The 14574-nt window shown below is 61.6% G+C and carries 13 protein-coding genes; 5 read left to right on the top strand and 8 right to left on the bottom strand.

What is annotated here, in order from left to right:
• Positions 1-103 precede the first annotated feature (103 nt).
• Positions 104-658: a VOC family protein gene (locus C3B78_RS08690; RefSeq protein WP_104997714.1), complete on the bottom strand. Its 555-nt coding sequence runs from the start codon at positions 656-658 to the stop codon at positions 104-106.
• A 21-nt stretch (positions 659-679) separates the two neighbouring features.
• The gene (locus tag C3B78_RS08685) at positions 680-1351 is read right to left on the bottom strand and encodes a GntR family transcriptional regulator (RefSeq protein ID WP_104997713.1); all 672 of its coding nucleotides are present in this window, start codon (positions 1349-1351) and stop codon (positions 680-682) included.
• A 149-nt stretch (positions 1352-1500) separates the two neighbouring features.
• Here C3B78_RS08685 and C3B78_RS08680 point away from each other — a divergent pair, with 149 nt between their 5' ends.
• From C3B78_RS08680 to C3B78_RS08665, 4 genes are all read left to right on the top strand, one after another.
• Positions 1501-3717 (top strand): alpha-ketoacid dehydrogenase subunit alpha/beta, encoded by a 2217-nt coding sequence (locus C3B78_RS08680; RefSeq protein WP_104997712.1) that lies wholly within the window; start codon positions 1501-1503, stop codon positions 3715-3717.
• A gap of 26 nt (positions 3718-3743) precedes the next feature.
• Positions 3744-5057, top strand: coding sequence for a dihydrolipoamide acetyltransferase family protein (locus tag C3B78_RS08675; RefSeq protein ID WP_104997711.1), 1314 nt, complete (start codon positions 3744-3746; stop codon positions 5055-5057).
• 64 nt (positions 5058-5121) lie between these two features.
• Positions 5122-6807: a thiamine pyrophosphate-dependent enzyme gene (locus C3B78_RS08670; RefSeq protein WP_104997710.1), complete on the top strand. Its 1686-nt coding sequence runs from the start codon at positions 5122-5124 to the stop codon at positions 6805-6807.
• Between the two features lie 101 nt (positions 6808-6908).
• Complete coding sequence (locus C3B78_RS08665) at positions 6909-8411, top strand: NAD-dependent succinate-semialdehyde dehydrogenase (RefSeq protein WP_104997709.1); 1503 nt, start codon at positions 6909-6911, stop codon at positions 8409-8411.
• 91 nt (positions 8412-8502) lie between these two features.
• Here C3B78_RS08665 and C3B78_RS08660 read toward each other — a convergent pair whose 3' ends face one another.
• Together C3B78_RS08660 and C3B78_RS08655 are read right to left on the bottom strand one after the other, a co-directional pair.
• Positions 8503-9042, bottom strand: a complete 540-nt coding sequence (locus C3B78_RS08660; protein ID WP_104997708.1) for a nuclear transport factor 2 family protein — start codon at positions 9040-9042, stop codon at positions 8503-8505.
• A gap of 242 nt (positions 9043-9284) precedes the next feature.
• Complete coding sequence (locus C3B78_RS08655) at positions 9285-10001, bottom strand: NADPH-dependent F420 reductase (RefSeq protein WP_104997707.1); 717 nt, start codon at positions 9999-10001, stop codon at positions 9285-9287.
• Positions 10002-10153: 152 nt separating this feature from the next.
• Here C3B78_RS08655 and C3B78_RS08650 point away from each other — a divergent pair, with 152 nt between their 5' ends.
• Positions 10154-10504 carry an ArsR/SmtB family transcription factor gene (locus C3B78_RS08650; RefSeq protein ID WP_104997706.1) on the top strand — a complete coding sequence of 117 codons (351 nt, stop codon included), beginning with the start codon at positions 10154-10156 and terminating at the stop codon, positions 10502-10504.
• On the opposite strand, the gene C3B78_RS08645 is transcribed toward C3B78_RS08650, so the two are convergent.
• The 4 genes from C3B78_RS08645 to C3B78_RS08630 form a co-directional block, all read right to left on the bottom strand.
• Entirely contained in the window at positions 10492-10959 is a 468-nt protein-coding gene (locus C3B78_RS08645) for an NUDIX domain-containing protein (protein WP_158677221.1), read from the bottom strand. The two genes, C3B78_RS08650 and C3B78_RS08645, sit on opposite strands and share 13 nt — an antisense overlap.
• 110 nt (positions 10960-11069) lie before the next feature.
• A complete protein-coding gene (locus C3B78_RS08640) occupies positions 11070-11609 on the bottom strand; it encodes a flavin reductase family protein (RefSeq protein ID WP_104997704.1) in 540 nt (179 codons plus the stop codon).
• A gap of 75 nt (positions 11610-11684) precedes the next feature.
• Positions 11685-12434: an SDR family NAD(P)-dependent oxidoreductase gene (locus tag C3B78_RS08635; protein ID WP_104997703.1), complete on the bottom strand. Its 750-nt coding sequence runs from the start codon at positions 12432-12434 to the stop codon at positions 11685-11687.
• A 286-nt stretch (positions 12435-12720) separates the two neighbouring features.
• Entirely contained in the window at positions 12721-14421 is a 1701-nt protein-coding gene (locus C3B78_RS08630) for a flavin-containing monooxygenase (protein ID WP_104997702.1), read from the bottom strand.
• Positions 14422-14574 lie beyond the last annotated feature (153 nt).

Here is a 14574-nt window from a genome sequence, read left to right as displayed (position 1 = left end):
AGCCCTCGACACCGCAGCTGGCCGCTCGCAGAAACTCTGCGCGGGTTAGGACCAGCTGGCCTGCGCCGGGGATCGACCCGGTATTGCGAAGCGTCAGCTCCCTCTAGGGCATCCAGAGCCGCAGTGGGGATTGTGATTCGTACGCTTTTCCCTGCGGAAAAGACACGAGTTCGAATTGCATTCCCCACGGCGCCAAGAAGTAGACCCAACGCTGGCCCTTGCTGGCTCCTGAACTTGAGGTCGGTTCCCCGAGCACCTGGATCCCCTGGTTTCTGAGATAGTCGACAGCTACGTCGAGGTCCTCGACATAGAAGGCGAGGTGATGACCGCCAATGTCACTGTTGCGGGGCTGTTCCCGCCGTTGATCCGGGGAGGAGTAGTTGAAGACCTCAAAATTCGCTCCGTTGAAGCAGCGGTAGAAGCGTATCTCCGCCAGTGTCGCCTCCGGGTGGACGTTAAGATTTGTCCGCATCAACTCGGGGTCCTGAGGGTATGGCCCCAGCGAGTAGACATGCTGGCACCCTATGACGTTGACGAAGAATTCGTGGGCCTGCTCCATATCGGGCACTGTGAACCCGATATGGTCCGTTCCACGGATACCCGGCAGTCCGCGCCGTTCCTTGAGGGCAATGTCTTGCTGTTCGGCGTCCTGGTTCATGTGGTTCTCCAACAACTATTTCTAGCGATCGAATATTTCAGGGTGATCAAGCAGGGCCATGCGGGTTTTGCGGACATGCATGGCCAGCAATTCCTCCGCAGAGCGGGAGTCACGCCGGCGGATGGCCGCCACAAGGAGCCTGTGCTCCAAATGCGTGTCGTCCAGCCCCTCGGGACCGATCAACTGCACGTACGCGCGCCGGTAATGCTGGGTGGTGTTCCAGAGCCGCTCGACTATCTCCAGCAAGGTCGGCATGCCCGCATCCTGAAAGCTCAACAGGTGGAATTCACGGTCCAGTTCGACGAAGTCCTCCACCACCTGGCAGCTCTCCATCTCGCTGGCCAACTGAGTGAGCCGATCCAAGGTTTCAATGCTGACGCTGTCGATGGCCTGGCCCAGCGCGAGCGGCTCAAGCCGTTCTCTGATCAGATACGTCTCCTGGCACTCAGCGAGATTCATGGAACTGACCCAGGCCCCAGATGAGGCGACCAGCGTGACGAGTCCGTGCGATTCAAGAATTCGCAAGGCTTCACGGATCGGCAGCCTGCTGACGCCGAACTCTTCTGCGATCTGCTCCTGTCGGATCCTTGTACCAGGCGCGAGGTCCCCGTCGAGGATCCTCTGACTTAGTTCGTCTGCGATGCGCTGGCTAGCAGCGCCCGATTTCTTCAACAGAACAGATTGGGTGGACATACCTACAGCATACGGACTTAGGACGAATGGATCCATTCATGGATCTTTGGCGCAAGATTAGGGGCCCTGCTCCTTGCATTGGATCCATTCGTCCACCTATGGTTGGACGAACGCCTAACCCAAGCACGTACGCCCCATGGGAGCCAAAGATGTCAACCACCACGCCCTTGACCTACTCGACAGAGTGCACAGAGCTGCGCACGACGCGCGAAGACTGGGACGCAGCAGCTCCCGAATTGCTCGAATCCATGCTGGTTCAGATGCACACCATTCGCATTTTTGAGGAAGTTGTCCTGCAGCTGGCGGCAGAGGGCCTGGTACACGGCCCCGCCCACTCCAGCATTGGCCAGGAGGGAGCCGCCGTGGGATCCATTCTTGCGCTGCGGGGAGCCGACGGCGTCAACGGCACCCATCGTGGCCATCACCAGTTCCTGGCAAAAGGTCTTGCCTATCTGTTCCCGAACGGCATGTCCATCATCGACGGGATAAAGAACGACCAGGTCACGGAGTTCATCCGACGGACGATGTCCGAGATTTTGGGCCTCAAGGCTGGCTTCAGCGGTGGCCGGGGCGGCTCAATGCACCTGCAGTGGCTTGAGGCCGGAGCTTTGGGCACTAACGCGATCGTGGGTGGCGGAGTGCCGCTTGCTGCGGGCAATGCCTGGGCCCAGCGCCATGACGCAGAAATCCAGGACGACGGCGGGCAGGCAGATGGGATGGGGGTCACCGTAACCTATTTCGGTGACGGCGCCTCGAACATCGGGTCAACGCTTGAGACCATGAACTTGGCCGCTGCCTGGCGCCTGCCGCTGTGCTTCTACATCGAAAACAATCTGTACGCTGTCTCGACCCACGTTTCCGACGTAACCGGGGAATCTCGGCTGGCAGCTCGTGGCCCGGGCTTCGGAATCAGGTCCTGGCGTGTGGACGGCATGGATCCCCTCGCTGTCTACCTTGCCCAAAAGGCAGCAGTCGACCACATGCGCGCCGGCATGGGAGCAACCCTCATCGAGGCGGAAACCTACCGCTATTTCCACCAGAACGGTCCCTTCCCCGGCAGCGCTTTTGGATACCGAACTAAGGAGGAGGAGAAGCATTGGCGTGACCGCGACCCCTTGGCCAAGCTGGCTGCAGAGATGACCCGGCGCGGCCTCCTCACGGACGAACAACTGAGCGATCTCACCTCGCACATCACGGAGCAAATTACCCGAATAGTTGACGAAATCACGGAGAAGGACCCGGAAAGCGCTAAAGGCGCCCGCCGGATCCGCCCCATTCTTTGGCCGGATCCCGCGGCCGTGGATACCGATGTCAGGAGCGAACCGGCATTGACCGGCGCAGCATCCGGCGAACAAATCGAAGAGGGCACCGTGGAGCGCCGCTTCGTGGATGCAATTGCAGATGTACTCGGCCGCCGAATGGACCTGGACCCGGGCGTGCTGGTCCTCGGCGAAGATGTGCACCGGCTCAAAGGCGGGACCAACGGGGCTACCCGGGGCCTGAAAGATGCTTATCCCGACCGGGTCCTGGGCACTCCGATCAGCGAGAACGCATTCGCCGGTCTGGCAGGCGGCCTGTCCATGACCGGGCGCTATAAGCCGGTCGTCGAGTTCATGTATTCGGACTTCCTGTGGGTAGCCGCTGACCAGATTTTCAACCAGATTGGCAAGGCCCGGCACATGTTCGGCGGCCAGTCCTCCATGCCTGTGGTGCTTCGCTCCAAGGTGGCAATGGGAGCCGGCTATGGCTCCCAGCATTCCATGGACCCGGCAGGCATCTTTGCCAACAACCCGGGGTGGCGCATCGTAGCGCCGTCAACACCGCACGACTATATCGGGCTGATGAACACAGCTTTGGAACTCCAGGACCCGGTGCTCGTTCTTGAACACGTCGACCTCTACGGGACCAAAGGAAGCATTCCCGAAGGGAATCTTGATTACCAGTTGCCTGTCGGCAAAGCTGCCGTCCGGCGGGCAGGCGAAGGCGTCACCGTACTGAGCTACCTGAACATGGTGGACGTTTCGCTGCAGGCGGCTGAGCAACGCCCGGATCTTGACCCGGAAGTTATTGATCTGCGCTGGCTTGACCGGGCCTCCCTGGACTGGGACACCGTCGGCGCCTCAATCCAGAAAACCAACAACGTCCTGATCGTCGAGCAAGGTGCCCGCGGCACCTCATATGGCGGCTGGCTCTCGGACGAGATCCAGCGCAGATTCTTCGACTACCTCGACCAGCCCGTCCAGCGGGTTACGGGCAAGGAAGCGGCGCCGAGTATCTCGAAGGTCCTTGAGGCCGCTGCGAACGCTGATCTCAACGACGTCCTTGCCGGCTTCGACGAAGTAGCCCGCAACCTCGGCCGTTCCTGAACCCGATCCATCGAAGGACATTCATCATGGCAACCATCATCACCATGCCCGCCGTCGTCGCAGACGCCACCGAGGCAGCACTCCAGGACTGGCTCGTAAAAATAGGTGACACCATCGCCGCCGGACAGCCCATCGCCGAAATTGAGACTGAAAAGGCCACTGTTGAACTGCAGGCTGAGTTTCCCGGCACTATCGGAAGGCTGTTAATACAGCCGGGAACTTCCGTGGGTGTCGGTGAGCCCATTGCTGTGCTCGTAGAAGCGGGGGAAGACGAAGCGTCCGTAGACAAGCAAATCGCCTCCGCGGGCGGCGCCTCCCACAGCCTTGCCGAGCACCCCGTGCCCGAGGACACCGAAGCACCAACAACCCGGCGGGACACGCGGCCTGCGGCTCCGGACGCGACCCAGGAGCCGGCCCGCAATGCTCAGGGACGTGACTCGCGCGTATTCGGGTCACCCCTTGCTCGAAAGCTTGCAAAAGAACTGGGCGTCGACCTCTCAGCCTTGGCAGGCTCCGGACCCAACGGCAGGATCCTGCGAGGAGATGTTGAAGCTGCCCGCCGGCAGCAGGCAGCCACCCCCGAGTCAATTCCAAGGCCGGAAGAAACTGTCCTGCTGTCCCCAGCGGAAGCGCAGCAGGCGCCAGGGGTGCAAAACTACCAGGACGTACCGCTCTCGGGCATGCGGAAGGCCATCGCACGGCGGCTCACCGAGTCGAAGACAACCGTTCCCCATTTCTACGTCTCCATCGACGTCGAAATGGACGCACTCCTGGCTTTACGCAAGCAAATTAATCAGGACTCGCTCCCCGCGGGGCAAAAGGCAACCGTCAACGATCTTGTCCTCAAAGCCCTGGGAGGTGCGATTGTGGACGTGCCAGCCGCGAACGTGTCATGGCAAGGTGGCGCCATCCGCCACTATTCCACGGTGGATGTCTCCGTGGCCATCGCCACCGCGGACGGGCTGCTGACACCGGTGGTTCGCGGTCTGGAGAGCCTCTCCCTCAGCTCCTTGGGCAGAACCATGGGCGACTACAAAGCACGCGCGGGCGCCGGCCGGATCCGGCAACAGGAACTCGAGGGCGGGTCCTTTAGCTTAACGAACCTGGGGATGTACGGGACGCGGGAGTTCTCCGCGATTCTCAACCCGCCCCAAGCCGGGATCCTGGCCGTGGGGGCGGCCGAGCAACGCCCGGTGGTGCGCGACGGCCAGCTGGCAGTTGCCACAGTGATGAGTTGCACCCTCTCCGCAGACCACCGGGTCATCGACGGTGCGGTGGCAGCCCAATTGCTGTCCGCTTTCAAGACGCGCATAGAGAACCCGCTCAGCATTCTCCTGTAATCGCATCCACTAACTGAATCCTGTTGCGCAAAGACGCGGCATCCAGCGAAAAGGCCTGAATTTCATGACACAAGTAACGGCAGAGCAAGATGAATTGCCAGAGGAGCTGCTGCAGGCATCCCGTAAGTCCGCCGGGCACGTCATTGTTGATACGCTCGCCTCCCACGGCATCAAGCGGGCCCATGTGGTGCCGGGTGAGAGCTTCCTGGACGTTCTTGACGGACTCCACGACTCGTCCATCGAAACCATCGTGTGCCGTCATGAAGGTGGCGCAACCTACATGGCCGAGGCTGACGGCAAGATGAACCAGCTGCCGGGAATCGCGATGGTTACCCGCGGGCCCGGCGCCGCCAATGCCCACGTCGGCCTGCACACCGCGTGGCAGGACTCCACCCCCATGGTGCTGTTTGTGGGTCTGATCCCCTTCGCCCACCGGGACCGCGAGGCCTTTCAGGAATTCGACATCAAAGCCTGGTTCGACACCGGCGCCAAACGCGTGATGGTCCTCGATCACGCCGAACGTGCCTCCGAAATCGTCGCCGAAGCCCTCTTCGCGGCCATGAGCGGCAGGCCGGGCCCGGTTGTCATTGGCCTGCCCGAGGACGTCATCCGGCAGCAGATCCCGGCCGAACTCCATCCACCCATCCCGGTCGCGACCGGTGGCATGACCACCGTGGACGCGGCCGCGCTGGCTGACGCCCTCGCGGCGTCCAGCAAACCGCTGTTTGTCACCGGCGGAAACGACTGGACGCAGGAAGGCGCCGACCAGCTGACGCGCTGGCTGGAAAAGCACCACATTCCTGCCGCGGCCGAGTGGCGCACCGAGGGCACAATTCCGTTCGATTCGCCCTCCTACGTAGGCCCGATCGGCTACGGCCGGCCCCGCCCCACGTACGACTTGCTGGAAGAAACCGACCTGCTGGTCTTTGTGGGCACGGTCCCGGGGGATGTTATTACCGACGGATTCCTTTGCCGACAGGACTGGACAAAAAAGAACTTCCTCGTCACCATCGACCCCTCCCTCCGGGGGCGCTCCGGACCCGTCTCCTACCAGATCCTGGCCAAACCCGACGTGTTCGTAAGGGACCTGGCCAAGATCGAACTTCCGGTCAAGGACGAATGGGTGAACTGGACATCGAAGATGCGCAGGGAGCAGGAAGCCTTCGCCGCGCTTCCCCCGGCGACGTCGTCGGCCGGTCCGGCTCGGATGGACACCCTGATGGCCAACCTCGTCCCAACCCTCCCCCATGACGCCATGGTCACCCTCGGCGCCGGCGAACACACCAACTGGGCGCACCGATACTTCCCCACCCAGCGCTACGCCTCCATGATCAGCGCCCGCAATGGCTCCATGGGCTACTCCATACCGTCCGCTATCGCCGCATCACTGGAATACCCTGGCAGGCGCGTAGTGACGATCGCCGGAGACGGCGAATTCCTCATGAATGGGCAGGAACTGGCAACCGCGGCACAGTATGGCGCCACTCCCCTGGTCATCGTGATGGACAACCAGGAGTACGGGACTATCCGCACGCATCAAGAGCGCCATTACCCCGAACGTGTTTCGGGCACCCAATTGAAAAACCCGGAGTTCGCGCTCATGGCACAGGCCTTTGGGGGTTTCGGCATAAAGGTGGAACGCGACGCCGACATTCCAGGTGCAATCGCAGCAGCGCTTCACGCGATCGATGAAAATCGAATGTTTGCACTCATCCATTTAGTGGTTGAGCAGAGGGTCAAAGCCTACTGATTCTCCTCCACCAGCCCTCAGCCTGATGGTTGAGCCTGTCGAAACCGGCCAACGGCAGTTGAGCCTGCCGAAACCCCTACAACTCTTAAGGACTTCGTTTTATGACTGTTTCCGCAATATCCCCTGCCATTTCCCCCGAGCGCGAGGCATCCCTGCTCGCTTCCGTTCCGACCGGTCTGCTGATTGGGGGCCAGTGGCGGGAGGCGTCCGACGGCGGCACGTTTGACGTGCATGATCCTGCTACCGGGCAGGTGCTCGCCACCCTCGCCTCCGCCACGAGCGATGACGCGGTCGCCGCGCTGGACGCGGCCGACGCCGCCCAGTCGTCCTGGGCGCGGACCGCACCCCGGGTGCGGGCCGAGATCCTGCGCCGCGCCTTTGACCTGGTCACCGAACGCGCCGAGGACTTCGCCCTGCTGATGACCCTGGAAATGGGCAAACCCCTGGCCGAAGCCCGCGGCGAGGTCACCTACGGCGCGGAGTTCCTGCGCTGGTTCTCCGAGGAAACGGTCCGCGACTACGGCCGCTATCTCACCACCCCGGAGGGCAAGAACAAGATCCTGGTCCAGCACAAGCCTGTCGGACCGTGCCTGCTCATCACGCCCTGGAACTTCCCGCTGGCCATGGCCACCCGCAAGGTCGCCCCCGCCGTCGCCGCCGGCTGCACCATGGTCCTCAAGCCCGCCAAACTCACCCCTTTGACGGCGCAGTACTTCGCCCAGACCATGCTCGACGCCGGCCTGCCCGCCGGGGTCCTGAATGTCGTCGCCTCCTCGTCCGCGTCCGGGATCTCCGGGCCGCTGTTGAAGGACTCACGCCTCCGGAAGGTGAGCTTCACCGGCTCCACCCCCGTCGGCAAACGCCTCATGGCCGACGCCGCCCAGATCGTACTCCGCACCTCGATGGAGCTTGGCGGGAACGCACCGTTCATCGTGTTCGAAGACGCCGACCTCGACAAAGCTGTCGAAGGTGCCATGGCTGCCAAGATGCGGAACATGGGTGAAGCCTGCACCGCCGCCAACCGTTTCCTCGTCCACGAATCCGTCGCAACCGAATTCACGGCCAAGTTCGCCGCGGCGATGGGCGCGCTGGCCACCGGCCGCGGCACCGACCCCGCCACCCAGGTGGGCCCGCTGATCGACGCCGGCGCCAGGGACGACGTGCACGCACTGGTGAGTGCCGCCGTCGACGCCGGAGCAACAGCCGTCACCGGCGGCGCACCCGTGGATGGTCCCGGCTACTTCTACCAGCCCACGGTCCTCGGAGGCGTGCCCAACGATGCTGCGATCCTGGGCCAGGAAATCTTCGGACCCGTCGCCCCCGTCACCACCTTCACAACGGAAGAGGACGCCGTCCGGCTGGCCAACGCCAGCGAATACGGCCTCGCCTCCTACCTGTACAGCCGCGACTTCAACCGGCTCCTGCGCGTGGCAGAACAGATCGAATTCGGCATGGTCGGTTTCAACGCCGGCGTCATCTCCAACGCCGCCGCACCCTTCGGCGGCGTCAAGCAATCCGGCCTCGGCCGCGAAGGCGGATCAGAGGGCATCGCCGAATACACCACCACCCAATACATCGGCATCGCCGACCCCTACGCCAACTAAAACCGCAAACGCCAAAGCGCCTGCCGGCCCAGTAGAGGACCGGCAGGCGCTTTTAGGTGGTTCATGGAAAGCCAGCTGAGCAGGTGCAGGGCTACCGCGAGAATTCGGTCGGCGGGCTGTCGACCCAGTCCTTGTAGATCGGGTCCTCGGGATGCCAGGCTCCCCAGTGCGAGACGCGGGGGACGCCCACGATGTCCCAGTCCGAGTTGACGGGCCGGACGTCGATCCAGTCCCAGATGCAGGTGCGGTGAAGGATTTTCCACACGCCGTCGCGCTTTTCGCACAAGTCGCGGTAGCGGCCGGCCTGGAACATTGTCACCTCGGGGTCCTTGAACGGGACCACGCAGATGAACGTGCTTTCGCGCTTGGCCCGGTTGCCGTCGATCTCGGACAGGACGTTGGAGATGTGGTGGCTGCAGCTGTGGATCTTGTCGTGCCAGGTCATGGCTGCATCAGCCCACTCCTGGCCGTTTCCGACATAGCCGCCGTGATTATCGAATGAATCAGGCCAATATGTGGATTTCATCAGCTCGCGGTCGTGCCGGTCGGCGCCCCTCGCATACAACATGAGGTTGTCATGGAGGGCTTGTTTGTCATACAACTCAGTCAGTTGAGCATCTGTGAGGGACATGTATCCAGACTTTCTATTCCAAACGCCAGGCAGCTTCTTTGCGGCCCTCGTGAGAAACTACGCTAAAAGCAGGCGTTGCTGGACGGATAGCATCTTGGGCGCCATGCAGTTGGGAAACTGCGTCAGGCGCGCCCGCTACCGGGACGGCCTCCGTCGGCACCGTGTAAGAACGCGCATGCGCCGCTGACCTTAGTGCCGCCGTCAAAGGCGTGCCACTCAGGCCAGCAGGCGTGGAATGGTTCCTAGAAGGTGCGCGCGGCAACCCGAACCGGTTCGGCGCGCTTCAGTGCGTCACGCAGCCGTTCAGCGGGCACCGGCGCGGCGGGAGCTTCGAGCATGCGGTCGTCCGGGGTTGCGGGGTCCGCCAGGTAAAGCTTGGTGTAGGCACGGGCTTCCGGCTCGAAACGCCAGCTCTCAGCCAACGGACCGGCGTCCACTGCATCGAAGCCCAGTTGCTCGATAAGGCTCATGACCTTGGTCTTGGCGGAAGCGTCATCGCCAGCCACGGGCAGGGCGGTACGATCGGGGGCGCCAGAGGGGCGCGCCAGCTGGGGGATGTGGTGCGCGAGGATGTTGTTAAAGGCCTTCGTCAGGCCGGCTCCTTGAAAGTGCCGTAGCACGAGCTCGCTAGTAGTCACCCTTTCCTCGTCGAGCTCTGCAACCCTTCCGTCCCGGAACGGGTAGTAGTTTGTGGTGTCGAGCACCGCCTTGCCTTCAAGCAGGGACGCAGGAATAGCAGTGTGCGCGGTCAGCGGCACGGACAACACAACTATGTCTCCGGCCGCCGCCGACTGCTCGATGGTGCCTGCGGAAGCCAGGGGACCCAACTCTGAGACAAGGCTGGCAAGAGTCTCCGGGCCGCGGGAATTGGACAGCACTACGGGGATGCCGGCACTTACGGCGAGACGAGCGATGGCAGCACCGATGTTCCCGGTGCCAATGATTCCAAGGGTGGGCATTTTTTGTTTCCTCAGTCGAGAGTCGTGGATGGGGCGGGAACCTGAAAGCTACGGCCCGTTGATGGCACGCACTGGTGGGTGGGCCTGGCGTTAAACGTATCCTATGTTCGCGTCAGCGTAAACATAGGCGGTTTTGGCGATAGACTGGGCACATGGCCAGCCGAACTTCCACCCCCCTCACGCACCCTGACGTAAGTGAACTGGACCTGTTCCGCCTGATGGCTGCCGTGACTGACCCGGTGCGGCTGGGGATCGTCATCAAGCTGGCTGGCAGCAACGAGGACATCCCGTGCACCGACTTTGCCCTGCCAGTGACAAAGTCTGCCGGGACCCGCCACTTTCGGGTGTTGCGTGAGGCTGGCGTGATCCATCAGCATGACGTAGGTGTCCGCCGCATGAGCCGGCTGCGCAGCGATGACCTGGAAGTGCGCTTCCCCGGCCTGCTGAAACTGATCCTCCAGGAGGCTGCCCACTTCAACCACGGGGATCGTCAGGCCTCCTGACCTGGAGCGGCACGCAGGATCCATCCCGGGGATGCCCCGGGTTCAGGTGCCGGAACGGTACGCGGGACATGACCGGTCGCATCGAGTACGTTGTCCAGCCAGTCCACGCGGTTAGTGAAACGCTTGGCCTTGTGCGGAGCGGTCCACCGGTAGGCATCGTTTTCCCAATTGATCTTCAGCCGCCGTCGGGACGTCAAGGCAGTGAAGGTATGGATGAGCCACGGATTGCCCAAGCCGTCAGCCACCACCAAGTCCGGTCCCGGCAGGAGTCCCAGGAGGTCTTTGGTTTGCAGACCGGCTTCTTCAAACAACTCTTCAAGGGTCTGCTGTTCAGGCGTGGCCCCGGCTTCCATAAATCCGGTAATGCAGTGCCAAAGGCCTCTGTCGTGGCCAAGATTTCCGCTTCTTCTGAACAGTGCAATCTTGTCCCGCCACTGGATGACGGCCGCTATCACGGTCCGGTCCGCTGGGATGTCATGCGCAGCGCGCGAGGGAAACCTCCCGCCGGACGCCGCATCAACGACGCTCATATTGTCATTCCAACGCACAGCAACCGCTCTGTCTGCTACACGACGTCGATCGACTGAGCGTTGACGAGCTCGCGGAACTTGGCGCCGTGCCAAATGAGCGGCTCGTTTTCGCCCACTCCGAGCTTCTTCACCTCAAGCAGCGCCATCCAGTGATCGCCGGCCTCTGAAACTTCGTGGACCGAGCACTCGAGCCACAACGCCGCATCTTCTATGAACACTGCCCCGTCCTCACCGACGTCGATAGCCACCTGCTCAAAACGTGCAGCACGGTCCTTGCCTGCGAGCTTGCGGGTCAGATGTCCCTGCCCCTTGCCAAAGATCGAAACCCCAAGTGAAGCCGCATCCTTGATCTGCTCCCATGTCTCCGACGACTTCTGCACAGCTACCGCGACGAGGCACGGTTCGAGCGACACGCCAACCATGAACGATGACGCGACGAGTGCATGCTTCTCGTCGCCGGATTCGACCGCGAGCACCGCCACTCCTGACGGAAACTGTGCGAACGTGCTTCTCACCAGCAAAGGGTCGTTGCCGAATGCGCTGACCTTCGGCCGGGTCATAAATTTTTGGGTCATGGGTTTTCTTCCTCTCGGTGCCCGTGTGGGAACTATCGCTCTTTGACCATTCCCGGGCCGAATACGTCTGGGCAGTTACGCGGCCGTCTGGCCGCCATCGATAGGCAGTGCGACGCCGGTGATGTACGAAGACTGCTCACTGGCGAGGAACAGGACGGCATTGGCTACTTCTTCTGCGGTTCCGACGCGACGTGCCGGAACCATATTGATGAGATAGTCGGCGGCGGCAGGGTTTTCCGCCAGAGCTTCTTCCATCATTGGAGTCCTTATGGGGCCAGGGCAGATGGAGTTTGCGCGGATATTCCGCTCCGCGTATTCGAGGGCGATGGTGCGGGTCAGCCCGAGGAGGCCGGTCTTGGCTGCGCTGTAACCGCCGTAGAGAGGCGTCCCCATCAAGGCTGCAGCCGAGGCCACGTTGACGATCGATCCCCCGCCCTGCTCGAGCATGGCGGGAATTGCATACTTCATTGTGAGGAAAGCGCCCCGGAGATTTACGTTAATCATCTTGTCGAAGTCCGACTCCAGCGCCTCATGGTGCTGCACCATGGGAGCATTTGCCCCTGCAATATTGCAAAGAATGTCGAGGCCACCGAACTCGCTAATTGCCAGATCAACCATTGCTTTCGCGTCTCCAGCTTTTGAAATGTCAGCTTGGATCGGCACCGTTCGGTCTCCGAGCTCCACAGCCGTTTTCTCCTGGGCCCCCGAGAAGTCCGCCAAGACGATGTTTGCGCCCTGCTGATGAAAAAGGCGGGCAGTTGCCAAACCCATGCCTGAGCCGGCACCGGTGATTATTGCGGTCTTGCCTTCGAGTACGTTGCTCATTGCTATTCCTTCACGTCCGGGGAAGCTCACGGGATCTCCTTTGATCTCAGTGCGTAGCCTTCTTGCTGACTTCGCCCACAATCAACGCTAAGTGCGGGTGGGGCTGCACCGGGATGGCCATCGGCGCCAACAAGGAATGAAACCGCGCCAAAAGTGTGTCCTCTCGCGGGGCCGGCAAAAGCCCTTGCGCCGCATGTCGGCAACCAGAGGGCGGGAATAAGAAGGCTCCCCGCAAGCCTGAACTGGATGACCAGTCCGGCTTCCGGGGAGCCCGATGGCTGTCTATCTACTTTGCCGTGAGGACCGCGTCAAGGCTTCGGTTTTCGTTCGTGCTTTGTCCTGAATTACCAGGTGCAAAAGCCTTTGTGAACACAAAGCCGCGGTAGTCGTCGGCGACAACTTCTTGAACCTTTTTGACGTACTTGTCGAAGCCACCCGCATACGGAATGAAATAGCGCGAGCCGTCGTACTTGTTGACATGGACCATGTAGTTGTCCACGGCACGGCGCAAGAGCGGCGCCGCAATCTCATTGCAGTGATCGCCCCACTCCCGCTCTGCCTCAAGGCTGGCCTCGATGCGGACTGCGCCCTTCTTTTCGGCCTGCGCAATGATGTCGGCCACCAAATCAACGTGTTGGTTGTTCCCCACGAAGAAGTTTGCGAGCACACTCGGGCTTTGCGCACCGGTAAGCATAAACAGGTTCGGGAATCCATGCGTCATCACCCCCAGATGGGTCTGCGGCTTATGCTTCCACCGGTCGCTCGGCTGCTGGCCGTGCTCGTTGCGGACGTTGGCCTGGTCGAGGGCGCCCGTAAAGGCCTCGAAGCCGAGGGCAAAGACGATCAGGTCAACCTCGTACCCATTGTTCCGGGTCTTAATCCCCGTCTTGGTGATGCGCTCGATCGGATCACTTCTCAAGTCCACGAGACTGACATTGCTTTGATTGAAGATCGGGTAATACCCGGTATCAATGCAGAGCCGACGGATGCCAATCGGGTAGGAGGTAGGCATGAGCTTCTCGGCGGTCTCGGGATCGTCGATCATGTCGCGGATCTTGCCGCGGACGAACTCTGCGACGACGTTGTTGACATCGATGTTCGTCCCCTGATCGGAGAAAGTTCCGAGCAGGGTCTGGCCCCCGAAGGCCCATCTGGACTCGAGAATCTGCTGCTGCTGTTCTTCCGAGAAGTCGGAAGCCTTGCCCGCAAAGCCCTGCATAACATAACCGACCGGGGAGTTATATGACTCGTCACGCAGTTGCAGAACCTTCTTGTTGAGGCGGGCCTTCTTCCTCCTGTCCGCCGGTCCATTGTGTGCGGGGATCGAGTAGTTCGGGGTCCGCTGCAGGACGTAGAGTTGCGCGGCTGTTTTGGCCATTTCCGTAGCAGCCTGCACACCCGAAGACCCCGTTCCAATGAGGGCCACGCGCTTGCCGGCAATCTCAACGGGGGTTTGAGGCCAATGTGCGGTTTGATACCACTCCCCCTCGAAATCGTCGAGTCCCGGGAAGTCCGGCTTCCGCGGCTTGGAGAGCTGTCCTGTCGCCATCACCAGATAGCGAGCCCAAACCGTTCGGCCGGTATTGGTCTTGATGAGGTACTTGTTCTCCTGGGGCTGCCAATCGGCGGACGTCACCCAGGTGCTTAGTGAGAGGTTGCGGCGCACATCGAGGCGGTCCGCCACGTAGTTCAAGTACCGCAGGATTTCGGGTTGTGCGGCATATCGCTCGCTCCAGTCCCATCCCGCGTACAACTCGGGATCAAACATGAAGGCGTAGCTGTGGCTCTCCAAGTCCACGCGGGCGCCCGGGTAGGCGTTGTGATACCAGACGCCCCCGACGCCGTCTGCTCCTTCGAAGCCGTGAACGTCGTGTCCCAGGTCGGCGAACCGGTGGAGGGCGTAGATGCCCCCCATGCCCGCGCCGATGACGACGACGGAATATTCCTCAGTCTCACCCGCGGGGTTCTGGAGGTGGTTGTTTGACATGGCTTCGCTCCCTGGACGCGCGTCTTCACTGGTCACTGGGCGTCACCACTCGTTGGATGGAACAACCCATCCTGGTTCTGTACTTTTGAAAAGCCCACCGGATCTCCTTTGATGTCAGTGCGTCGGCTACTTCGCCGATCTTTGTTCACAAAT

This window comes from Arthrobacter sp. PGP41 (genome assembly GCF_002953935.1).
Classification (GTDB): Bacteria; Actinomycetota; Actinomycetes; order Actinomycetales; family Micrococcaceae; genus Arthrobacter.
Note: the sequence above shows the minus strand (reverse complement) of the source record. Positions and strands in the feature narration are given on the sequence as shown.

Coding starts and splice junctions, on each gene's coding strand:
- C3B78_RS08690 (WP_104997714.1), bottom strand. CDS start 658: ATGAACCAGGACGCCGAACAGCAAGACATTGCCCTCAAGGAACGGCGC.
- C3B78_RS08685 (WP_104997713.1), bottom strand. CDS start 1,351: ATGTCCACCCAATCTGTTCTGTTGAAGAAATCGGGCGCTGCTAGCCAG.
- C3B78_RS08680 (WP_104997712.1), top strand. CDS start 1,501: ATGTCAACCACCACGCCCTTGACCTACTCGACAGAGTGCACAGAGCTG.
- C3B78_RS08675 (WP_104997711.1), top strand. CDS start 3,744: ATGGCAACCATCATCACCATGCCCGCCGTCGTCGCAGACGCCACCGAG.
- C3B78_RS08670 (WP_104997710.1), top strand. CDS start 5,122: ATGACACAAGTAACGGCAGAGCAAGATGAATTGCCAGAGGAGCTGCTG.
- C3B78_RS08665 (WP_104997709.1), top strand. CDS start 6,909: ATGACTGTTTCCGCAATATCCCCTGCCATTTCCCCCGAGCGCGAGGCA.
- C3B78_RS08660 (WP_104997708.1), bottom strand. CDS start 9,042: ATGTCCCTCACAGATGCTCAACTGACTGAGTTGTATGACAAACAAGCC.
- C3B78_RS08655 (WP_104997707.1), bottom strand. CDS start 10,001: ATGCCCACCCTTGGAATCATTGGCACCGGGAACATCGGTGCTGCCATC.
- C3B78_RS08650 (WP_104997706.1), top strand. CDS start 10,154: ATGGCCAGCCGAACTTCCACCCCCCTCACGCACCCTGACGTAAGTGAA.
- C3B78_RS08640 (WP_104997704.1), bottom strand. CDS start 11,609: ATGACCCAAAAATTTATGACCCGGCCGAAGGTCAGCGCATTCGGCAAC.
- C3B78_RS08635 (WP_104997703.1), bottom strand. CDS start 12,434: ATGAGCAACGTACTCGAAGGCAAGACCGCAATAATCACCGGTGCCGGC.
- C3B78_RS08630 (WP_104997702.1), bottom strand. CDS start 14,421: ATGTCAAACAACCACCTCCAGAACCCCGCGGGTGAGACTGAGGAATAT.